Origin of the sequence: Salinirubellus litoreus (genome assembly GCF_037335815.1) — an archaeon.
Classification (GTDB): domain Archaea; phylum Halobacteriota; class Halobacteria; order Halobacteriales; family Haloarculaceae; genus Salinirubellus; species Salinirubellus litoreus.
In genome coordinates this window covers 4,138,347-4,159,823 of record NZ_CP147841.1, presented here as the reverse complement: position 1 = coordinate 4,159,823, position 21,477 = coordinate 4,138,347, and the positions used below count along the sequence as shown (strand labels likewise).

General features: G+C 68.2%; 21 protein-coding genes. 8 read left to right on the top strand and 13 right to left on the bottom strand.

Annotated elements, in window-relative coordinates; all coding sequences use genetic code 11:
* Positions 1–63: 63 nt before the first annotated feature.
* From WDJ58_RS20795 to WDJ58_RS20785, 3 genes are all read right to left on the bottom strand, one after another.
* Positions 64–813: a FlaD/FlaE family flagellar protein gene (locus WDJ58_RS20795; RefSeq protein ID WP_338915228.1), complete on the bottom strand. Its 750-nt coding sequence runs from the start codon at positions 811–813 to the stop codon at positions 64–66.
* Positions 814–1,051: 238 nt separating this feature from the next.
* Positions 1,052–1,822, bottom strand: coding sequence for an aldo/keto reductase (locus WDJ58_RS20790; RefSeq protein WP_338915227.1), 771 nt, complete (start codon positions 1,820–1,822; stop codon positions 1,052–1,054).
* A gap of 56 nt (positions 1,823–1,878) precedes the next feature.
* A complete protein-coding gene (locus tag WDJ58_RS20785; RefSeq protein WP_338915226.1) occupies positions 1,879–2,532 on the bottom strand; it encodes a cupin domain-containing protein in 654 nt (217 codons plus the stop codon).
* Positions 2,533–2,705: 173 nt separating this feature from the next.
* Between WDJ58_RS20785 and WDJ58_RS20780 the strand changes: the two genes are divergently transcribed.
* On the top strand, positions 2,706–3,680 hold the full coding sequence (locus WDJ58_RS20780) for an HAD family hydrolase (RefSeq protein WP_338915225.1): 975 nt from the start codon (positions 2,706–2,708) through the stop codon (positions 3,678–3,680).
* A gap of 39 nt (positions 3,681–3,719) precedes the next feature.
* Here WDJ58_RS20780 and WDJ58_RS20775 read toward each other — a convergent pair whose 3' ends face one another.
* The 5 genes from WDJ58_RS20775 to WDJ58_RS20755 all read right to left on the bottom strand — a co-directional run bounded on the left by WDJ58_RS20775 (position 3,720) and on the right by WDJ58_RS20755 (position 8,760).
* Positions 3,720–5,336, bottom strand: a complete 1,617-nt coding sequence (locus tag WDJ58_RS20775) for a cyclase family protein (protein WP_338915224.1) — start codon at positions 5,334–5,336, stop codon at positions 3,720–3,722.
* Between the two features lie 233 nt (positions 5,337–5,569).
* A complete protein-coding gene (locus WDJ58_RS20770; RefSeq protein WP_338915223.1) occupies positions 5,570–5,734 on the bottom strand; it encodes a hypothetical protein in 165 nt (54 codons plus the stop codon).
* Between the two features lie 572 nt (positions 5,735–6,306).
* On the bottom strand, positions 6,307–7,566 hold the full coding sequence (locus WDJ58_RS20765) for an RNA-guided endonuclease InsQ/TnpB family protein (protein ID WP_338915222.1): 1,260 nt from the start codon (positions 7,564–7,566) through the stop codon (positions 6,307–6,309).
* A 1-nt stretch (position 7,567) separates the two neighbouring features.
* Positions 7,568–7,960: an IS200/IS605 family transposase gene (gene tnpA, locus WDJ58_RS20760; RefSeq protein ID WP_338915221.1), complete on the bottom strand. Its 393-nt coding sequence runs from the start codon at positions 7,958–7,960 to the stop codon at positions 7,568–7,570.
* A 299-nt stretch (positions 7,961–8,259) separates the two neighbouring features.
* Positions 8,260–8,760, bottom strand: coding sequence for a class I SAM-dependent methyltransferase (locus WDJ58_RS20755; RefSeq protein WP_338915220.1), 501 nt, complete (start codon positions 8,758–8,760; stop codon positions 8,260–8,262).
* Position 8,761: 1 nt separating this feature from the next.
* On the opposite strand from WDJ58_RS20755, the gene WDJ58_RS20750 reads away from it, so the two are divergent.
* From WDJ58_RS20750 to WDJ58_RS20740, 3 genes are all read left to right on the top strand, one after another.
* Complete coding sequence (locus tag WDJ58_RS20750) at positions 8,762–10,735, top strand: alpha-amylase family glycosyl hydrolase (RefSeq protein ID WP_338915219.1); 1,974 nt, start codon at positions 8,762–8,764, stop codon at positions 10,733–10,735.
* A gap of 465 nt (positions 10,736–11,200) precedes the next feature.
* On the top strand, positions 11,201–11,482 hold the full coding sequence (locus tag WDJ58_RS20745) for a hypothetical protein (protein ID WP_338915218.1): 282 nt from the start codon (positions 11,201–11,203) through the stop codon (positions 11,480–11,482).
* A 238-nt stretch (positions 11,483–11,720) separates the two neighbouring features.
* The gene (locus tag WDJ58_RS20740) at positions 11,721–12,701 is read left to right on the top strand and encodes an LLM class flavin-dependent oxidoreductase (RefSeq protein WP_338915217.1); all 981 of its coding nucleotides are present in this window, start codon (positions 11,721–11,723) and stop codon (positions 12,699–12,701) included.
* Positions 12,702–12,753: 52 nt separating this feature from the next.
* Here WDJ58_RS20740 and WDJ58_RS20735 read toward each other — a convergent pair whose 3' ends face one another.
* The 3 genes from WDJ58_RS20735 to WDJ58_RS20725 form a co-directional block, all read right to left on the bottom strand.
* Complete coding sequence (locus WDJ58_RS20735) at positions 12,754–13,734, bottom strand: DUF4350 domain-containing protein (RefSeq protein ID WP_338915216.1); 981 nt, start codon at positions 13,732–13,734, stop codon at positions 12,754–12,756.
* A 296-nt stretch (positions 13,735–14,030) separates the two neighbouring features.
* Positions 14,031–14,363: an AzlD domain-containing protein gene (locus tag WDJ58_RS20730; RefSeq protein ID WP_338915215.1), complete on the bottom strand. Its 333-nt coding sequence runs from the start codon at positions 14,361–14,363 to the stop codon at positions 14,031–14,033.
* A complete protein-coding gene (locus WDJ58_RS20725) occupies positions 14,360–15,076 on the bottom strand; it encodes an AzlC family ABC transporter permease (RefSeq protein ID WP_338915214.1) in 717 nt (238 codons plus the stop codon). The genes WDJ58_RS20730 and WDJ58_RS20725 overlap by 4 nt, the downstream gene beginning before the upstream one ends.
* A 124-nt stretch (positions 15,077–15,200) precedes the next feature.
* Here WDJ58_RS20725 and WDJ58_RS20720 point away from each other — a divergent pair, with 124 nt between their 5' ends.
* The 3 genes from WDJ58_RS20720 (at position 15,201) to WDJ58_RS20710 (ending at position 17,708) form a co-directional block, all read left to right on the top strand.
* Positions 15,201–15,887, top strand: a complete 687-nt coding sequence (locus WDJ58_RS20720) for a hypothetical protein (RefSeq protein ID WP_338915213.1) — start codon at positions 15,201–15,203, stop codon at positions 15,885–15,887.
* A gap of 212 nt (positions 15,888–16,099) precedes the next feature.
* Complete coding sequence (locus tag WDJ58_RS20715) at positions 16,100–17,122, top strand: CPBP family intramembrane glutamic endopeptidase (RefSeq protein WP_338915212.1); 1,023 nt, start codon at positions 16,100–16,102, stop codon at positions 17,120–17,122.
* A gap of 148 nt (positions 17,123–17,270) precedes the next feature.
* Positions 17,271–17,708, top strand: a complete 438-nt coding sequence (locus WDJ58_RS20710; RefSeq protein WP_338915211.1) for a universal stress protein — start codon at positions 17,271–17,273, stop codon at positions 17,706–17,708.
* Between the two features lie 145 nt (positions 17,709–17,853).
* On the opposite strand, the gene WDJ58_RS20705 is transcribed toward WDJ58_RS20710, so the two are convergent.
* Entirely contained in the window at positions 17,854–18,324 is a 471-nt protein-coding gene (locus WDJ58_RS20705; RefSeq protein WP_338915210.1) for a pyridoxamine 5'-phosphate oxidase family protein, read from the bottom strand.
* 126 nt (positions 18,325–18,450) lie between these two features.
* On the opposite strand from WDJ58_RS20705, the gene WDJ58_RS20700 reads away from it, so the two are divergent.
* Positions 18,451–19,548, top strand: a complete 1,098-nt coding sequence (locus WDJ58_RS20700; RefSeq protein WP_338915209.1) for a zinc-binding dehydrogenase — start codon at positions 18,451–18,453, stop codon at positions 19,546–19,548.
* 96 nt (positions 19,549–19,644) lie between these two features.
* On the opposite strand, the gene WDJ58_RS20695 is transcribed toward WDJ58_RS20700, so the two are convergent.
* The gene (locus WDJ58_RS20695; RefSeq protein ID WP_338915208.1) at positions 19,645–21,429 is read right to left on the bottom strand and encodes a site-2 protease family protein; all 1,785 of its coding nucleotides are present in this window, start codon (positions 21,427–21,429) and stop codon (positions 19,645–19,647) included.
* Positions 21,430–21,477: the final 48 nt, after the last annotated feature.

Sequence of the window (21,477 nt, the reverse complement as noted above, 5' to 3'; positions counted from 1 at the left end):
GGAGGTCCCATCCGTCATATAGGCCGCCGCGGAATCAGATGCTGAGGGCACAGGTCCCGCGTGTCACTCCGCCCGGGAACCGAACTCGAACCCGGAGTCCTCGTCGTCGTCGGAAGTTCCCTCGTCCTCGTCTGCGTCGGGATCGGGGGGCGGGCTCACGTCGCTCACCACGGCGTCGAGCCACCGGTCCCCGGGCGAGGTACGGACCCCCTCTCCCTTCCCGTCGACCCGATCAGCCCGCCCCCCGTTCGACGGATCGGCGTTCTCGGCCCCTTCGTCGACCAGTTCGTCCTCCTGCCCCTCCCGGTCGCCCCCGACTACCTCCGCCCCCTCCCCTCTCCCGTCGGGATCGGCGAGCTGTGCGAGCCTGACCGTCCGGGCCAGGCTCTCGACGTGGTCGGCCTTGGTCAGGTCTCCGAGCGACCCGCCGGACCGGTAGCCGACGGCGAGCAGGTAGCCCTCGAGTTCGGCCCGGACGGCCTCGGTCACCCAGCCGAGCGACTCGTAGTAGGCGAACGCCTCGACGGCCGCGTCGGCCCCCGCCCGGTCGACGAGCTCCTGGACCCACTCCCGGACGACTCGCCGTCCCCGGTCGCCCTCGGGGAGCCGGCGGAGGTAGGGTTTCTGTCGCTCCTCGAGCGAGCCCGACCACGCCACGGGCCGGTCGTAGTCGGCCGTCTCCCCCGCCGGCGGATACGACTCCGGGAGTTCGAGCCAGAGGAACCCATCGTCGACGTAGCGGTCGCCCCTGACCCGTGCCAGCTGGCGTAGCTCCGCCACGTCGTACGCGATGGGATCGATCGATCCGCCCACACCCGGAACCTCGGGACCACCCGATTAAACCCTGCGCCCGGCTTCACACAGACGCAAGGCGGAAGCCCACGACTTTAGTCGTGAGAGGAAGCCGACAATACTCGACTCGAACCGCCTCCGTCGATTCGACGGCAGAACGGAAGTCCACTGACAAGCCCACGACGGCAGTCGTGGGTAACTGACACGGTTACCAGTGCCCGTCTCCCGGCGGCTGGTCGGACGTCCCGTGGTCTGCCCACTACTCCGGGAACAGCTCCACCTCGAGATCGATGGCGTCGATGCGGGCGATCTCCTCTTCGTACAGGGACAGGTTCCGGGCTTCGAGGTTCGCCCGGAGGTGGTCCTCGGAGCTGGCCTTCGGCACCGCTACCACCTCCTCGCGGGAGAGAACCCACGCGAGACAGACCTGTGCCGGCGACACCCCGTGTGCCTCGGCGGCCTCGCGGACGGGTGGCAGGTCGAACGCCCGCCCCGACGCGAGCGGCGAGTAGGCTACCAGTGGGTAGCCGTGTTCGCGTGCGTCGGCCACCAGCTCCGCTCGCCAGAACAGCGGATGGTGTTCGACCTGGTGGGCCACGAGAGGGACGTCGAGATGTTCGCGGGCGGCCTCGAGTCCCTCGACCGAGAAGTTCGAGAGCCCGATCCCCCCGACCAGTCCCTCCTCGACGAGTTCGGAGAGCGCGGGGAGCGTGGTCTCCGGGGCGTACGACCCCCGGGGCCGGTGGACGTACAGCAGGTCGACGTACTCGAGCCCGAGCCGGTCGAGGCTCCGCCGCGTGCTCGTCCGGACGTCCCCCGCTGCGAGGTCCGTCACCCACAGCTTCGTCGCGACGAGGAGCTCGGCGCGGGGCATCTCGCTCCTCGCTATGGCCTCGCCGACGACCGTCTCGTTCCCGTACACCTGGGCGGTGTCGAGGTGTCGGTAGCCGAGGCCGATGGCCGTCTCGATCACGGCCGGGTCGTCGACCCCCATCGTCCCGAGGCCGACCGCCGGGAGCGTTCGATTCATCCCCGTCGGTCGGCCGGGAGGAGGGATGAACGCCCCGGTTCCGGTCGGTCACGCCCTCATCGGTCACCCGCCCGACCGGACCCGTCGCTCTCGCCACGCCAGAACGACTCCTCGAGGTAGCGGTCGTACGTCGCCCGGTAGCCGAGCGCCCGTCCCAGGGGACCGAACAGCCGTCCGACGGCCCGCTGGACGCCGTAGGGAACGTCCGCGAAGTACGTCTCCTCGAGCGCCGCCTCCGCGATGACCGCCCCCTGGAGGAACCCCGGACGTCCCCAGTCGTCGGTCCGGCCCTCGCTAGCGAGGCCGAACAGCGTCGCCACGACGCGACCGAGTTCGTCGTTCTCGGGCACCGTTCGACCCAGGAGGACGGCCTCCTCGTCCGCGTCGTTGCCGAAGGCGTGTGCGGTCCCCGGGGAGATCCGCAGCTCGGTCCCGGCGCCGAGCGCGCGCTCGCGGCCGTCGACCCGGAACGTGGCCGTCCCCTCGCACACCTCGAACCGCTCCTCGATCGTCCGGTGGACGTGCTCGGCCGGTCCGCTCGCGCCCGGTTCGAGGCGTATCTCGACGTCCCAGCCGGCCCGGTCGGTCCCGGCGACCGAGACGCCGGTGACCGGGTTCCTGATCACGACCCCACCGTCCCCCGCGTCGGAGTCTCCCCTCGTCGGTGACTGCTCGACCTCGGGGTCGGCAGGTGTCGCGCCGTTATCCATACCCGCATACGACGGGCGGAACGGGCAAGTCGGTTTCGTCGACGGACCCCGCCGAGGCGGGCCGCACGGCTCCGGTGATTCCCCGTTCCCGGTGCCACCGCTTCTCTCACCGCCGTCCCGTACGGGCAGCGCCGACCACAACCCATTCCTCGTCCCGCGTCCACCCCTCCCCGATGCCGCGGGCTCCCCTCGGATACACACCGGGCGACCGGGTCGGGCTCGCCCTCGACCTCGACGGGACGGCCTACCGCGACGGGTCGGTGTTCGTCGAGACGATGGCGTACCTCGCGGTCGGGGGCTCGACGCTCGACCTCGACGACGCGGAGCGCGAACGACTCCGCCGCGCCGTCCTCGAGGTCGCCCGCTACCGGGGCGGGGAGCCGACCCGCCGGCGCTGGGCGTGGGTGCTTCGTGCGCTCGGCCTCGTGGGAACGTTCGGCGGACCCTCCCTCGCCGGGGACGCACTCGAACGGATCGCTCGCGTCCGTGCGGGTCGATCACGACCGGACTCGGGAGCGTCGTCGGCTTCGACTTCGGCCACACGGGGCTCGCTCGACTACGACGGGATGCGCCGGACCACGCTGGGGGGCTACGGCGAGATGCTCCGCGGGCGCGACCGGACGTCGGTCGAGCGCGCGACCGACCGGATCGTCCGCGAGCGCCTCCCGGTGGACGGTCGACTGCGAACCGTGCTGGGTCGGGTCCGGGAGGCCGGCGGCGAGGTGGCCTTCGTCTCGGACGCGCCCGCCCACCTCGTCCGGTCGTACGCGGCGTTGCTGGTCGACGACGCGCGGATCAGGGCGACGGCGTTCGGAACCGAGGAGGGGCGCTACACGGGGCGCTACGAGCCGGTCGACAAGCGGGCCGCGCTGGAGACCCTGCGCGGGACCCGGGACTGGGACTACGTCCTCGCCGCGGGGGACTCGGCCGTCGACGCGGAGATGGCGGATGTCGCGGACTGCTTCCTGGCCGTGGCGGGTCAGGGTGACGGTCACCGGCGGTTCGAGGCGTCGAACCCGGCCCCGCTGGCCGCCCCCGCCTCGCTCCGACGGGCGCTCGGACCTGACCGACGGACGGTCCGGGTCGGCCCGAGCGAGGACCTCGCGGACGCGCTCGTGGCCGTGCTCGGGGCGGCGGGCGTCCTGTGAGGCCCGGCTCCGCGTCCCGGGAGCCCGGCGGCTCCCCCCTCAGTCGTCCGGAGTCCCGGGTCCGTCCGGCGTCGGTGCTCCCGGCGGCGTCGACGTTCCGGTCCCGGTCCCGGTTTCGGTTCCGGGGCCCGTCCCGCCGGCCGTCCCGGTCCCGTCGGGGGACCCCGTTCCCGTCCCGCCCGACGTCTCCGTCCCGGTACCGGTATCGGTGCCCTCCGGCGTCGACGTCTCGGTATCGGTGCCCTTCGGCGTCGGCGTCCCGGTCGGGGTCCCCGTCGGCTCGTCGTCGGAGTCGACCGTGCTCGCCTTCAGCACGACCGGGTTGATCGGCGCGCCGCTCCCGCGCTCGACCTTCAGGGGTGCCGCGGTCATGAGGAAGTCGTAGATCCCGTCCTCCGCACAGACGGCGGCGAGGTCGCGCAGGTCGAGTATCTCGTTGATGTACATCCCGAGGTTCCGCATGAGCGCGCCGTGGAGCGGGATGACGACCGTCTCGCAGTTCGACCCGAACCGGCACGGCTCGCCGGTCTCGACGTTGATCTGCTGGGACACCTTCTCGACCGCGAGGTTGTCCGCGCCCATGTAGGGAATGTCCATGTCCGCGACCCACTCGACGAGTTCCTCACTGTAGAGGAGACCGGGCTCGTCAAGCGGAGCCCACTCCGCCTCGGGGTCGCGCGTCCGCTCGATCGCCCCCGTCCGCACGACGATCATGTCCCGCTCGCGTATCTCCGTGCCCTGCGCGTCGGCGGTCTCCATCAGGTCCTCGAAGGTGATGCCGTACCCCAGCGGCAGACGGCCCTTCTCGTCGCTGACGTCGAGATGTCGACCGACGTCGAGCAGGACGCCCCGCCCCGCGAGGCCCTCCATGCCGGGCAGCGAGACGTCGGCCCTGGCGAGCCCCTCGGTCTCGGCGATCGGCGCGAGCTCCTCCGGGTCGCCGTTGTCGGGGAGGGCGTCGATCCCGTCGGGCGCGTCGCCCGCGTCCGCCCCGTCGGGCTCGACCGGCGTCCCGAGCAGCGTCGTCTGGAACTCCTTCTCGGTGTTGGTCGAACTCGCCGGGAACCCGTTGTAGATCTCGTCGCCGTACCAGGCGTGTCCCAGCGCGTCGAGGTGGGTCGTCCCCTGGAGGAAGAAGTCGGTCGCCCACTTGTCGTCGACGAACGCCACCCCGCCGGCGACCGGGCTCCCCCCTTCCCCGGTCGTGTTGTCGCGTCGGGCGGGCGTCCGCGGTGGGAACGCCGGATCGCCCGTGTCCGTCGAGGGCCACTCGACCTCCTCGTTGGGGAAGACCACGTCGGGCTGTTCCGGGTCGGGGTTGAGGACCTCGCCGGTCATCGAGAGCTGGAGCGTGAACCGTCGGACGCCCGACTGGCCCTCGCGGGTCGCCGCCTCCATCCCCGCGAACGCCTGCTCGCTCCCGAGGAGGTTGAGCCGACCGAGCTGGTCGTCCTCGCCCCAGCGACCCCAGTCCTTCGGCGCGTCCGCGAGGATCCGCTCGATCGGGGGCTCCTCCTCGTCCTCTCCCTCCTGGGCCGCCACGGACCCGAGGCTCTGCCCAGCGAGCGCGAGCGCCATCGCCGCCCCACAGCCCCGCATGAAGTTCCGTCGTCCGGTGCCGCTCGAACAGTCGCAGTCGTCGTGCTCGAATGTCATTGGCTGGCACGCCACGTAGTGTCACGCGGCCTTCCCTCAGGCGAGTCGGAAAGTCATAAATTTAATGAATTGAGATGTGTATTTCCGGTTGATCGGAGGAACCGGGTACCGACCCGAATCCTCCTGGCTGCTGGTATCCTCTACAGTTGCGTTTTAAGTGCCGATAGGTTTCAAACGAACAACTGCAGGTTTATGACGCGTTAGAGATGTATGTGGAAAAATTAGATTAGTTGTTAGATTTCCAGCCCCAGCGCCCGCAGTTCTTCGATTTCACTTTGGACATTTTTGAGGCGTTCTTTCATATCGCCCTCTGCTTCGAGTGCGGAGTCGAACATCCGCTCCCGCCGCTCTTCGATTTTCTCGACGCCTTTGGGGCTCAGTGCCTGACCACACCACATACACTCCGGTGGCAGATTCGGTATACTCTAAATTAGAGTGGGTAGGCATTTGAACCTTGAGTTCAATGCCTGGAGGCGGCATTCCTGGAGTTCCGACCAGTGAGCGAAGCGAACCACATCAGAATCAGGAGCGAGGCCCAGGCGGATTCGATCCCAGCGAACCGCAACCGCGAACGGTCCGTCTCGGCTGTGTGGCTTCGAGGTGACCCAACGGCTGTCGTGGCGTCGACACAGTCATTACCCGAACCTCTGTCCTGAACTCCTTGGATCCCTTGCGGTAGACAACTGGGCCGAGGGAGGGAGCGACCACATCGGGGAAGCGACAACGACCGGTCCGGGTACCGGACACTCATCCGGGGTCGGAGATTATCCCGGAGAAGGGATGTTGACGCTGAGTTGAGATAAGGCTCCAGTCGGTCGTAAAGCGGGTTCATGACGCGCGAAGCGTGAACGAGTTAGAACTCCGGTCCCTACGCGACGGGGTATGAAGTCTCCTATGGGTCCAACACGTTCGGGATGTGACATCCTCCTCGCCGTAAACGGCGAGGCTTCCCACGCATGGGGAATACCAGTCAGTCGTCGCTGGCAGAGGGTTCTGACTCTTCGTAGGCCGTGAGCGTCATCTGCGCTGGTACGCTCTTCTCACGGTGAGTCGTGGCGGTGTCACAACCGCTCCCATCCCGAGGTGAGTCATCGCGTTCCGCCTTGTCAAGCGGGACGCTCTCTCCCCACGGGTCCACCCGTCGTGCGATATTCACGGAAGCGTTGATGTCGGCCTGAAACGTCGAAACGTGGCAGTCGTCGTTCGGACACCGAAACTCGGCCTGCGAGTCCCGCCGACCGATACGGTGGCACGAGTGGCACGTCTGTGAGGTGTACGCCGGATTCACGTACTCAACTGGGATGCCTGCTTCCGTCGCCTTGTCCTCGATGCGCCCTTGGAGTCGGGCGAACGCCCACGAGTGAAGGCGACGGTTCATGTACTTCCCGTAGTCGAGTCGTTCTCGGATATACGTCAAGTCCTCCATCACCAATACCGGATTCTCGTACTGTGTGGCGTACTCGACGGCCTGTCGAGACGCTTTCTCCACGATGTCGGTGAGCGCGTTCTGGTAGTGCGAGAAGCGGTCTTCAATCCGCCACTCGGATGCGTCACGCTCTTGGAGTCGTTTCAGGCTCGTGTGCATCTCTTTGCGGAGATGCTTCGCTCTACTTCCGTTACACACGAACGGGTCAGTCGGAGAACCGTCCTTGAGGGCACAGCCCGTGATGAGAGCGGTTTCTCCGATGTCTAAGCCGATGTGCGTGGCGTCACCGTCAGTCGTTGGTTCTTCGACCGGGTACTCGACGGTGACGTGCAGTACCCAGTTCTTCCGATGTTTCTGAAGCCGTATCTCGCCCGCCTTGGCGTCCTCCGATATGAGGTCGTGCCAGAGGTCTTCCTGTTCGGGGTTGATGCGGAGCGGTATCCAGAAGTTCGTTCCCCGACCGGAACGCGGAACCCACCACGTGAACTCGTACTCGCGTTCTTCCGAGTGGTCGAACTTTGCAGCCTGATTCGTGAGCCGTATCGGGTGCTCGTTGTCCAACTCCTTCGCGTTGTACGTCTTGCGGAGTTTCGGGACGTAGTTGCAGAGGGCAGCCTTTGCCTGATACGGAAGGTCGTAGGGCGTCACGATGTCGCTCACCGCCGACATGGTACTCGCCCCGGCGTCGAACGCCTCTTGCAGACCGTCACGGTAGGTTTCGAGCAGGTCGTTGAGTTTCGTCTGCTTGTGCGCGGTGGGTGGTGCGAACGTCGCCTGCAACGTTTTCGTGACGGTCGGAGACACGCTACTGCTCCTTGACGTACCGCATGAGCACCTCAATGCTCACCTGCCCGGTGGTAGCGAGGAAGTACCCCGGTTGCCAGAACGCCTTGTCGAGCGCCTGCCGAACCTCGGGGTTCTCGTCACGGATTTTTCGGGATGTGACGCCCTTGAGCGAGTTGATGAACTTGGTGAGGTCGGTGGTCGGCTTCGCCGTGAACAGGATGTGAACGTGGTCGGACCCGCCGTTGACGTTCTGGATGTTCACGCCGAAGTCCTCGGAGAGGTCGCTGGCAATCTCACCGATGCGCTCCGCGATTTCGTCGGTGAGGAGGTCTGCGCGGTATTTCGTGACGGTCACGAAGTGATATTGGAGTGCGTAGACCGTGTGCGACCCGGTTTCGAGGTTGTACTTCATTTGGCCGTATCGATTCGCATATACCCAATTCTAATAAAGGTTCGATGTCGTGGGGTATTCGGCCTGCAACCGACGGTAGAACGTGAGGCAGTCATCGGCTTCACGCCCGCCCTAAAGAGCGGGATTCTCGCCTTGAAAAAAGATAGCACGTCTCTCGTGACGAGCACTGGCACACGGATACGTTGGTAGACATCGGGTTAGCGGGATAATGACCGCTAAATACTACGGTCGAAACGTTTTGCACGCTCCGATGAAATAGACCCGCTCCATGGAGGCCGCCTCATCTGTCACCCATATGTTCATTTCTTTATGTATCCTAGATCATTTTGGAACTTCCTACAGTCGGAGACGTCTATCTCCGTGCAAAATATTTCGAATGCTTCGGATTTGGAGGTGTCATCAGATAGGATCACGCCATCGTCCTCCATAGAATGATACGTTATGAAAAACTCGAAGATCATATTGGTTGTCGTATGGAGGGAGTCGTGTATGAAAACGTCTATATCGTTTTCGTTTACTACTCTGGGGAGTTCGTCAACGCTCTTCCCCTGGATACATTCCCATCTCTTCCTATATTCTTCTGGGATGATCCATCCCGGTTGCTTATCTTTTGGGATCCTCCATCCTATAAATCGTTCGCCGACGGTGGTCACGCCCGGAGTGGAGAACTCGACCTCCGTCTTCGTCTCGCGAGCTCGTTCCCGGGGACCCGGACACCTCGAGGGAGTGAACGGAACGGTTCGTTCCGCACGTGCAAGCAGCGGGCTCTCGCGGCTCCCGCCGGTACCCGAGAACAGCACGATGGCGAGCGGCTTTCCCGATCCGAGAGCGGACGGCGTCCTCCGTGTCCCGGCGACGAACGCCGAGCGAGTGGAGGTCCGGTTCGCGCCGGTGCTAGCGCGTGACACCTTCGACCCCGCCGACTGGCGACACGAGGAGCTCTCCGCTCACCCGGACGTATCGGACTGGTACGAACTGGATATCGACGACCTCGACCTCGAAGACGGGCGGTACGAGTACGAGTTCCTGGTCTACCGCGACGAGGACGATCCCGACGTCGCGGCCGATCCCTTCGCCGAGGAGATCACCCGCTTCCAGGGCCACCGGGGGACGTTCCGTATCCGTGACGGCGAGGAGTTCCGTCCCCCCTTCGACTGGAGCGACGAACTCCCGGAGGGTGCCGATCTCCCCCGGAACGACGAACTCGTGATCTACGAACTCCCGGTCCGGTGGTCGGCTCCCGCCGAGGGCCACAAGCGGGACGTCCCCGACGGTGACTTCCAGGACCTCCTCTCGGAGCGTCTCGACTACCTGGCCGACCTGGGGGTGAACGCCGTCGAACTGCTGCCGATACAGGACGCGGCCGTCAGCCTCGACTGGGGGTACGGGACGCGGTTCTTCCTCGCTCCGGACCTCGACTTCGGCGGCCCGGTCGACGCGAGGTTCCTGATCAAGGAGTGTCACCGCCGGGGTATCCGCGTGTTCATGGATATCGTGATGAACCACTCCCGGGAGTGCCCCCTCGAGACGCTGGCTCCCGATCGGTTCTACCTCGACCCCGAGGAGGAGCCGGACCGTCCGGACTGGGGCGGACGCCGCTTCGACTTCGAGGCGTCCGCCGACGGCTACCACCCCGCGCGGGAGTTCCTCGTCGGGATGGCCGAGTTCTGGATCCGGGAGTACCGCGTCGACGGCTTCCGGCTCGACGAGTTCAAGGGGATGGACCACCCGGCGTTCGTCCAGGAGTTCCACGACCGGATCCGCGAGGTACAGGGGGACGCCTTCCCCGACCGGCCGTTCCTCGTCGTCGCCGAGGACTCCTGGAACCGGACCCGGATCGTCCACGACGACGAGGACAACCCCGACGGTCGGCAGGTGGTCGACAGCATGTGGAACTTCGGCTACCGGGAGGAGTCCCGTCGGCTCGTCCGCGACGGGATCGACATCGAACCCGAGGAACCCTCCCGGAGCGACCGGATCGAGGCGCTCGTCTCCGGCGATCGGACGTGGGACGACCTCGAGCGGGATTTCCGGGGGGGTTTCGACGACCTCTCGAAGGCCGTCAACTACACCACCTCCCACGACATGGGCGAGGCGGGCGAGCAGCGGCTCATGAACTTCCTCTTCGGCGACCTCGTGGCCGACCGCGGGCTGGGTGACGGCTCGATCGAGAACGTCCGGTACCTGCTCGACGACCTCGTCACCGACGACGGTGTGCGTATCGACGCCCACGAGGAGGCCGTCGACCGCGTCCGGGGCGCGTTCGCCGTGCTACTGACCTCCGTGGGGATCCCGATGTTCCTCGCCGGCGAGGAGTTCGGCGACGTCCACGATCTGGACTACACCGACTGGAAGCTCAAGATGGAGGACCCGGTCCGCTGGCCCCGACGCGACTACCCGGGACACGCGGAACTGGAGGCGAGCGTGAGCGACCTGATCTACCTCCGGACGTCGACCGGGTCGCTCCAGCGCAACGAGGTCGACCTCTTCCACACCCACCCGACTATCGACGACCCCGACGGCGAGCGCGTGTTCGCCTACTGTCGGACCGGCGGCGAGGAACTGGGGAGCGAGGGACAGGTCGTCGTGGTCGCCAACCTCGGATCGAACGGCTTCGACGCGTACGACCTCCCCTGGTACTGGGGGGACGCCGAGGCGGTTGAGGAGCGGGGCGGCCCGATCCGCGGGGAAGGCGGGGACCTCTCGGTGGGCACCGAGGAGGAGGGGGCGACACTCTCGCTGCCGCCGTTCCAGGTTCGCGTGTTCCTGACCTGATCGGCGGGCGCTCGTCCCCGACGAAACACGCGCTCGGCGTACCGCGGCAGGTCCTCGCCGCCGGCCGACCCCTCGATTCCCGGGTCGTCGCGCCACTGAGAACACAAAGACGTTGGGGCGGCACAGGCAGGGTTGGCGATCCCCGCCGACCGCTCAGAGCCCGGTGTCGGCCCCCGTGAGAGAACCGGCAAAAGAGTCCGGGTGGAGTACGCCGGGGATACCCCCGGGCCTTCGAGGGGTTTCGTCTCGCCGTGTACCGCGTCGGCTCTCGGGGGCGGGGACTCTACCGGTGGACCCTCCGGGATCGCGGGGGGCGTTCGGCGTTATCGCGGCCGTCGCTGACGCCACGACGCGATCCTCCGGCAACATGGTCCGGAGCTTCGCCGTCCTGCGGTTTTTCGGTAAAAGGCGCTTGCAGGGGACAGCAGAACGGGCAACCGTGGCCCGCTCGATGTGTCTCTTGCAATGGCGATGTTCCAAGAGCAGTCGTCGAACTCGGGAGAGGGAACGAACGCGGGAGAGAAAGCGGAGGACGTGGCGGACGCAGCGCCGCTGTCGGTCGGTGACCCCATCGCGCTCGCCGCGGCGGCGTCCGTCCTGTACTCGTGGTTCAAGTTCTACGGCCAGGACGACGAGTCGGGCGGCATCTTCGTCGGCCTGTGGGCCCCGACGCTGCTGGCGGCCGCGAGCTACCTGCAGCAGAAGGACCTCGTCACGAGGCTCCGGCGGGGCTTCTCGTCGTTCTGAGTCGGTTAGAGCGGTAACTGACGGTCGCGAGGCGTCGGCCCGGGGAACGGAGGGACCGTCCGCCGGCCGATCGCATCCGCGGCTTCACGCCCACTGGGGGCTTTCCTGCGACGCACGAGCGACCAGCCGCGCGGCTACGCTGTGCGGACCGGCCTGGACGAGGAGTAGCCCCCAGGTCACGGGCTTCGCGTTCGGGGGCGGGGAAGAGCTAAGCGACCCCTTCCTGTACCGGCCGAGCATGGATTTCACGCTGTTCCTCAACTCGCAGGCTCCGACCGATCAGAGCGCCGAAGAGCTGTTCGAGGGACTGGTCACCCAGACTCGCGCGGCCCGGGATTCGGGGTTCGACATGGTGACGATGGGTCAGCACTACCTCGCCGACTACGTCCAGCTCCAGCTCGTCCCGGCGCTCTCCAGGCTCGCCGCGGAGGCGGGCTCGATGTCCGTCGCGACCGGTATCGTCCTCCTGCCGCTCCACCACCCCGTCGAGATCGCCGAGCAGATCACCACCATCGGATCGTTCGCCGACGAGGTGGTCGCGGGCGTCGGCGCGGGCTACCGCGACGCCGAGTTCGACGCGTTCGGCGTCGACAAGCGGGAACGCGGCCCGCGTCTCGCGGAGGGGATCGAATTGATCAACCGGCTCTGGACCGAGAAGGGGGTGAGCTACGACGGGGAGTTCTACTCCGTCGAGGACGCGACGATCACCCCCAGGCCCGACGAGAAACCGGAGGTGTGGGTGGCCGCGAACTCCCGGCCGGCGATCGAGCGCGCCGCCAAACTGGGGGATCGCTGGTTCGTCAACCCCCACGCGACCGTCGCCGAGATCACCGAGCAGAAGACGCTCTACGACGAGCACAAGGAGGGGGACACGAGCGTCCCGGTGTTCCGGGAGGTGTTCGTCGCCGAGACGACCGAGGAGGCCCGCGAGATCGCCCGTCCGTATCTCGAACCGAAGTACGAGCGCTACGTCGAGTGGGGACAGGACGAGGCGATGGAGGATGCAGAGGACCTCCACCGGCCGTTCGACGATCTCGCCGAGGATCGGTTCCTCCTGGGGACGCCCGAGGAGGTGTGCGAGGAAATAGAGACGTACCAGGAGACGCTGGATCCGAGCCACATGGTCTGTCGCGTGCAGTGGCCGGGGCTCTCCTACGAGCGGGCCCGGGAGTGTATCGAGCTGATCGGGGACGAGGTCGTTCCGCAGGTCGGCGGGTGAGCGCGCGGGGCGGCGTCGTCCCCCACTACGGCTATCGTCCGGGCGGTCGCGGTCACCCCTCGCCGGCGGCCCACCGGACGAGCCGCAGGGCGTACTCCCGGTTGTCGACCTCCGAGAGGCTCGTCCCCTCGCCGTCGTTCCAGAACGTGTTGCGGTCGAACGTGCCGACGACCCGCCCCGAACCGACCGACGCGACCGCGAGGGCGGCGTCCCGTTCGGGCTGGTACGGCCGGTCCTCCTCGCAGACGCGTAGCTTCCCGCCGAGCGGTCCCGACTGTAGCGGTGCCAGCACCGTCGCCGGGGAGCTGACACGGACGGGACTGACGCCCTCGCCCCGGAAGACGACCCCGCCGTCGCTGTCGCCGTCGTTGAGGAAGTGGTCCTGCGTGTACTCCTCGACCTGGTACCGCCCCGCGCCGTTGTCGCGGAGGAACGTCATCCCGAACTGCGTCGTGAGATCGTTGTCGCTCCTGCTCCCCGCGGGGTTGCAGACCCCGACCTGATTGTAGTGACCGCCGAACGCGCTGTCCGACCACGCGACGAGACCGCCGCCGTCCTCGACCCAGTCGCCGACGGCCCGCCGCTCCTCGTCGGTGAACCGGTGCTGGTTGGAGCCGAGGACGACGACGTCGTACCCCTCGAGGAACGACGCGGAGAGCGTCGTCTCGGCGTCGTATCGCTCCTCGGGGGTGAACCCGGCCGACTCCAGTTCGGCCCTGAACTCCGAGAGCCCGCGTGCTCCCGAGTCGGACAGGCGCATCTGGTGGAACGGCTCCGCGTCCCCCGACGGCACGGACCCGTCGGCGGCGACGTCCCCGTACAGGTAGAGGAGCTGTCGGCTGTCCTCGGTGCCGGTCCCGGTGGGGGTCGGGCTCGCCGTCCCCGCTACGGTGGAGGTCGTTTCGGTCGCGGTCGCCCCGTTCTCGGCTGTGGGCGGCCGGCGCGTACCGGTTTCCGGCGATGGCGATCCGGTCGACGAACTGCTACAGCCGGCGAGGAGCGAGACGCCGCCGGCTCCGAGCCCGACCAGCACGTCACGGCGCGAGCGGGGACCGGACTCGGACGAGGACAGTTCGGAGCCTCGACACGGATCTGGAGGGGAAGAGTCGGTCACGTACACACGGGGAGGGTGTCGAGAGGCAAGAAGGTACGGTGAAGTACGGACAGCAATCCGCGGTGATCCGCGGGTCGGTCGACTGCTTCGGCCCTCGTCGATCCCGACCGATGAACGGCGTCTCCGCCGTGTTTCCGGGGGACCGGAAGGTGAGCGGATACCGGACCGGCGGGAGCGAGGACGCCGAGGAGGCCCCCCGGTGAGCGAGTCCCGTCTCAGAGGAGGAAGACGAGCGCCCACAGCGCGCACATCCCGGCGACGATCGTGGCGAAGATGTTCTCGGTGTACCAGGCGACGACGACCGCGACGGCACCCGCGAGGAGCCGCTCGTTGGCGGGGTCGATCGCGAGCGAGCCGTCGATCACCAGCAGCCGCGGGGCGATGATCGCCGCGATGACGGCCGCGGGGATGAACCGGAGCGTCCGGTCGACCCACGGCGGGATCTCGTCGAGGTAACCGAAGAGGAAGACGAACGACGCCCGGAACGCCCAGGTCCCGACGGCGATGGCGACGACGGCCGTCCAGACGAGACCCTCGGGGGCGCTCATGCTCCCTCCACCCCCACGCCCCCGGTACCCCGTTCGACGACGAGCCCGGCGAGGATGCCGACCACGCTGGCGACGACGAGCCCCGTCCCGAACGGGAGACCCATCACCCCGACCGAGATACCGCCCGCGACGAGGGCCGCCGCCAGCGTCCCCGGGTCGTCGATGAACTGCGTGACGATGGCGATGAACACCAGCGGGACGGCGAACCCGAGCTGCCAGGACTCGGGGATGTTCGCCCCGAGGACCATCCCGACGACGGTGCCGACGACCCAGGCGATCCACGACGGGACCGCCAGCCCGAGCATGTACCAGCCGTAGTGGGTCGGGCGGTCGGCCTCGTAGGCCGCCAGGGCGACCGCGTAGACGGGGCCGATGAGGAAGAACGGACAGAGCCACCGCCAGACCCGTCCCAGTCTCTGGAGGTGCGGGGCGATCGAGGCGCTGTACATGGTGAACCGCGCGTTGATGATCAGCGCGGTGGCGATCACGACGCCGACCGAGGCACCCTGTCCGATGAGGTCGGCGGCGGCGAGCTGTGAGAGCCCCGCGAACACCAGCGCGGAGAGGCCGGCCGCCTGTGTCACCGTGAGCCCGGCGCTCGCCGCGGCGACCCCCATGACGAGGCCGTATGGGACCGTCCCGAGGAGCACCGGCAGCCCGTCGCGTACCCCCTCGACCACGTCGGTTCCGTACCCCTCCCTCGAACTATCCACGGCCCATCGCGGCGGACCGACGGCAAAGCTCCTTCGGAACGCGCGGTAGCGGGGGGATTCGGCCGACCGACGCCACCCTCCCTTCGGGGGAGAAGCTAAGACCGTCCGGCCGAACCGCAGGGGTATGGACGAAGCGACCGAGGAGGAGTGGTATCTCGACAACGATCGGGTGCGGTCGTTCGTCGAGACGGTCGACGAGGCGGCGAACACCCACGAGGAGATCCCCGATCTGCTGGAGGCGCTCCACGACCCCTTCCGCGACCTGCTCACCGACGACGACTGGCTCCCCGAGCCCTACGACGGGCTGGTCCCCGACGACTACGACGACAAGGGGGAGATGGGACGGGACATCGGCCAGTGGCTCCTCTACCGCCGTCCCGAGAAGCTCACGCTGTTCACGCTCGCGCTCCCGCCGGGCGTCGAGACGCCCGTCCACGACCACCTCGCCTGGGGGCTCGTCGGCATCTACTCGGGGACCCAGGTCGAGGAGTTCTACCGCCGGGCCGACGACGGGGACGCCCACATCGGCCACGCCGAACTCGAACACCTCCGGACCGAGGAGAACGGCCGCGGGGACTTCTACGAGATCGTCCCGCCGGACAACGACATCCACGAGGTCCGGACGGTCTCGGACGTGCCGAGTGTGAGCGTCCACCTCCTCGGCGCGGACGTGGGGTGCATCCAGCGCCATCAGTTCGACCCCGAGGGGGACTTCGTCGAGCTGTTCCAGTCCCACTACTCGAACGTCCGGTGTGAGACCCAGCTCCCGCCGCCGGAGGACCACGGCCACTCGCACGGCCACCACCACTGAATCGGCGACGTCGGTCGCCGATCCTCGCTCGGGGTGGCGCCACCCGACCGCGAAAGCGAACCCGGCTGTCGGGCGGCCTCGATGGCACCTCGTGAGCGTGGCGCACCCGCCAGCGTTCTCCTGTGTCCTGCTCCCCCGACAGTCGCCGGAGGACCGACCACGTCGTCCCGACCGACGAAAGACATACGTGGCTGTTGATTGATGTGTCGCTGATGTTCCCCCGTCTAGCCGCCCTCCTCTGGAACGGGCGGACGCGTCGTCCCAGGCTCCCGTGGCGGTTCGTCCTCGCCCTCGTCGTCCTCGCCGTCGTCACCGTGTCCGTCGAGACGCTCACCCGGGCGCTGCTTCCCGTCCCCATCGAGTCCGTCCTCGCCCTCGTCACGCCGGGCTTCCCGCGGGAACGGGTCGTCAGCGCCCTCCGCGCGACCGTCCTCGTCGTGGGAAGCGCGGGCGTGACGGTCGCGAGTACCTATCTCGCGGGGCGGTTCGTCGACCGTCGGTGGTTCCGCGACTTCGGATTCGACGTCGACCGCTCGTGGTGGGCGGACCTCGGCGCCGGCCTCGCGCTCGGTGCCCTGCTGATGACGGGCGTCTTCCTCCTCGAACTCGCTGCCGGGTGGGTCGTCGTCACCGACACGCTCCGGATCGACCAGCCCGGATTCACCTTCTGGCCGTGGTTCGGCTGGAGCCTGGTCATCTACGTCGCCGTCGGGGTGTCCGAGGAACTGCTGTTCCGGGGTTACCTCCTCACGAACCTCGCCGAGGGGCTCACCTGGTTCGACCGCGTCGGCCCGACGGCGGCCGTCGGCCTCTCGACGCTCGCCTCGTCGCTGCTGTTCGGGTGGGCCCACGCCGGGAACCCGAGCGCGAGCGCCGCGAGCACCGCGGGGGTGATGCTCGGGGCCGTCATGCTCGCCGCGGGCTACGTCCTCACGGGCCGACTCGCGCTCCCGATCGGGCTCCACGTCACCTGGAACTTCGTTCAGGGGACCGTCTACGGCTTCCCGGTCAGCGGGACGACCCACGGGCTGTCCGTGCTCGCGACCGACCAGTCCGGTCCCCGGCTACTCACGGGCGGCGCGTTCGGCCCCGAGGCGGGCGTGATCGGTGCGATCGCCGCCCTCGTGGGGACCGGGCTGATCGTCGTCTGGGTTCGCTGGCGGGAGGGCCGGGCCCGGATCGACCCGTCCGTCGCCGTCCCGGCGCTCCGTCCCGCGGACGCCGACGCGGAGTAGCCGCCCCCGCCCCGCCGTTTCGTGCGAGGAATCGACCGATCGCGGGTCCCCGGAAGGCGTGGAAATGCCGATCGACGACACCCACAGCGGGGGATTGGCGAGGGCCGAGCGACCATTCATGAGGCTTCCCGATCGAGGCTGAGGGGCGATGGCCGAGCAACCGACACACGAGAACGTACTCGTGCCGACCGACGGGAGCAGGGCGGCGAGGCGCGCGGCCGAGCAGGCGGTCGCCCTCGTCCGCGGGAGCGGCGGGACGGTTCACGCGCTCTACGTGATGGACATGGGCGACGCGGACTTCGTGGCCTCGCCGAGCGACATCGCGGAGACACGGGAGCGACTGGAGGAGAAGGGTGGGGAGTTCGTCGCCGCCGTCGAGGAGCTGACCGAGGAGGCGGGCGTCGAGTGCGTCACCGAGGTCCGGACGGGGATCCCCGAGGAGGAGATCGTCGAGTACGCCCACGAGCAGGACGTGGACTTCATCGTGATGGGCAAGCGCGGCCGGTCCGACCCGGACAAGCCCATGATCGGGTCGACCACCCGGCGCGTTATCGGGCGGTCCGACGTCCCCGTCCGGTCGGTCTGAGCCGTTTCGGTCCGCGGGATCGGGCAGGCGTACGAGCGCCCGTCCCCGTGGGCGGCTCCGGTGTTCGAGAGGGGAGTCGCCGGCCCCATAACGGCCGAATGACCTACTCTGCCTCCGCGCGGGGGCCGCGCGCGGGCGGGAGGGACTACTCGTCGGGCGCGAAGTCCCCGCCCTTGCGGCCGGTCGCCCGCTCCGCGACGAGGTAGTACCCCAGGAAGTCCCGCCTCGGGTCGGTCTCGGAGAAGACGCTCGGGAACCAGGCGGACTCCTCGATCGCCTCGAGCAGTTCGGACCAGTCCTCGTCGTCGACCGGCACCACGGGGCCCTCGACGACCACGCTCGCCCAGTCGTGTTTCGTCGTCACGTCGGTGACCACGAACGCCACACGGTCGGTCTCATCGACGAACTCGAGCTTTCGGCTCCGCTCGGCGGGCCGACGGAAGACGAAGTAGAGCCCCTCCCCGTCGTACCCGTACGACATTGGCACCGCGTAGGCCTCGCCGTTCGCGGCCAGCGAGAGCACGCCGTAGCCGGCCGTCCGCAGCATCCGCTCGATCTCCTCGTCCGACATCTCGAACTTCCGCTCGCCCGGTGGGGTCTGTGGGGTGGTGGACATCTGAGTTCCCTCGGGGGTCGGTTTTTCGCCGGGGAGCATAATTAATCGCCAGGTTCTACGCGAATGAGAATCAGCCCCGCCCGGGGCCGGGAGAAGAGTAATGGGTACGGGCGGGGACTCACGGGTATGCCATCGGGCGACACCGGCCAGCTCGTGTACCTGTCCGAACCGGAGCACCTGGAGATGCGGGAGTACGAGGTGCCCGAACCGGAACCGGGTGCGGTCCTCACGCGCATCGAGCGGGCGAACGTCTGTGGGTCAGAACTGCACATCTGGCGCGGCCACCACCCCGAAGTGAAGAACGGCGTCCTCGGCCACGAGGCGCTCTGCCGGGTGGACGAACTCGGCGAGGGGGTCGAGACCGACTACGCGGGCGAGCCCATCGAGGAGGGCGACCTCGTCGCGCCGGCGTACTTCATCACCTGCCGGAAGTGCCCGCCCTGCCAGGAGGGCCAGTTCCACCTCTGTGAGAACGCCTACCGGAACTGGTCGAAGCCACCCGAGGAGCCGCCGCACTTCCACGGCACGTTCGCCTCGCACTACTTCATCCACCCCGACCAGTACTTCTACAAGGTCCCCGAGGGGCTCGACCCGGGCGTCGCCGCGGGGGCCAACTGCGCGCTCTCGCAGGTCATCTTCGGGATGGACAAGGTCGGAGTGGGCTACGACGAGACCGTGGTCGTCCAGGGTGCCGGCGGTCTGGGCCTGAACGCCATCGCCTACGCGAACGAGCGGGGGGCCGAAACCATCGTCGTCGAGGGGGTCGACGGGCGCATCGACCGCGCCCGCGAGTTCGGCGTCGATCACGTCGTCGACTTCCGCGAGTACGGCTCCGTCGAGGAACGCGCAGAGCGGGTCCACGATCTCACCGACGGCGTCGGTGCCGACCTCGGCGTCGAGATGGCGGGCGTCCCCGACGCGTTCTCCGAGGGGATCGAGCTGATCCGGACGGGCGGGCGCTACCTCGAGATCGGGAACGTGAGCCCCGGCCAGACGACGGAGTTCGATCCTGGCCTCCTGACCCGCAAGTCGATCGACATCGTCCCCGTCGTCCGCTACGATCCCTGGTACCTCAAGCGGGCGCTCGAGTTTCTCGAGGAGAACGACGGGAAGTACCCCTACGGTGACCTCATCGACGCGGAGTTCGACCTCGTGGACGTCGACGAGGCGCTCGCCAAATCCGACAGCCGAGAGGTGACCCGCGCGACGCTCCTGCCGCACTGAGCCCGGATCACGATGAGATTCTCTCCGCTCAGGCGGGTCTGATACCGTTCTTCCGCAGGTCTCGTAGCGTACTCTCGACGGGCGAGTGGGCGTTCCCTACGCCAGCAGGCGCGGCCCGAACACCATCAGGAACACGCCGGCGAGCATCACTAGGCTGATGGTCGTCGTCACCGCCCGGGTGACCGTCCGGCCGTCCTCGATGGGGAGCCGCGAGACGACCGTCTCGGTCGAGGTGCGGAGGATGTGCCCGCCGTCGAGCGGATAGGTGGGGATGCAGTTGAACTGGCCGATGATGAGGTTGATCCAGGCCGTCCAGAACAGCAGGTTCGCCAGGAACAGCCCCGCACCCGTGCCGAGCGTTCCCAGGAGCCCGTTCACCTCGTAGAAGCCGGCGACGGGGCCGACGAATCCAGCGAAACTGTAGCCGATCCCGGGGATGGTCAGCCCGGCGAACGGCAGGACGAGCGCGATGTACGCCCGACGGATCGGACCGCCGCCGGGGAGCAGTTCCGGCCCCTCCCCCCCGCTGCCGCCGATCGCGCCGAGGAACGTCCCGGCCGGGTAGACGTCCACGCCGAGGTCGTCGACGGTGAGGCCGCTGACCCCGGGCTGGACGGAGACGCCGAGGAACGCGCTCTCGCCGCCGCCGGGCGGCGAGCGGAGTGTCACGTCCCACGTCCGGCGCTCGCCGTCGACGTAGCCGACGATCCGCACCTCGTCCCCGGGCGCGTACCCGTCGAGCGCCGAGGAGAGCGCCGCGTTGTCGACGGTCCGCTCCCCGTCGATGGACGTGAGGATCACCGCCTCGCCGGCGGGCGCACCGGCGTCCGCGAACGCCTCACCTGCCATCGGGAGCGTGTACGCGCCAATGGGCGTCGTGACGTTGCTGGTTCCCTCGTCCTCGCGCACGGTCAGCGTCGCCACCGATCGGTCCTCGATCGCCGACCGGAACGCCTGCTCCGTGTAGACGGCCGAGCCGTTCACCGCCGCGATGGTGGCGTTCACTTCCGCCGGCGCGCCCGCGGTCGCCCCGGTGACGGTGAGTTCGCGTCCGATCTCGACGACCCCGCCCCGCTTCAGGCCGACCCGGACCGTCCGGTCGTCGGCCCCGGCGAGCGCCGCGTCGAACTCGGCGCTCCCCGAGACGTTCGCCCCGTTCACGGAGGCGACGACGTCACCCCGTTCGAGGCCGGCCTCCCCCGCCGCCGATCCGGGGAGGACGCCCCCGACGGGGACGCCCGCGACGGCGGAGATCGATCCGGCGACGGGGCCGAACAGCAGCGCGAACGCGATCACGGTGATCGCGAAGTTGTTGGTGACGCCGGCCGCGAACATCCGGGTCTGTCCGCCGCGGGAGGCCCGACGCCGGGAGTCCTCGTCGGGTTCGACGAACGCGCCGACGGGGATGAACGCGAGGAAGGCGAGGCCGAGCGAGTCGATGTCGATGTCCTCGACGCGACACATCAGCCCGTGACCGCCCTCGTGGACGACGAGCCCGATCACCAGCCCGGCGACGATCTCGACCGCCGCCGACAGCGGGAGGAACTGGTTCACGCCGGGGATGGCGAGCACGTTCCGCGGCTCGTTCAGCGCCGTCGGCTGGGGGTCGAGCACCGCCTGGACGCCCGCGAACCCCACGAGCAGGAACGATCCGACCATCACGACCAGCGCGATGCCGACGCCGAAGTTCCCCCACGCCCGCCAGAACCGCTTCGGCCCGGAGAGCCACTCGAGGAAGTCGCGGCCGCGCTGTGTGTGGAGCGTGGTGATGGGGCCCGAGAGCCGGATCGAGCCCGGGAGGTGGCCGCGCCTCTCCAGTACCGTCGCGATGACGGTGTAGAGCACGACCCCGGCGAGGACCATCACGAGGGGGTCTACCATTACCGCTATCGAGTAGCCTGACGCTCAAAGCGGTTTTGGGTCGTTCGT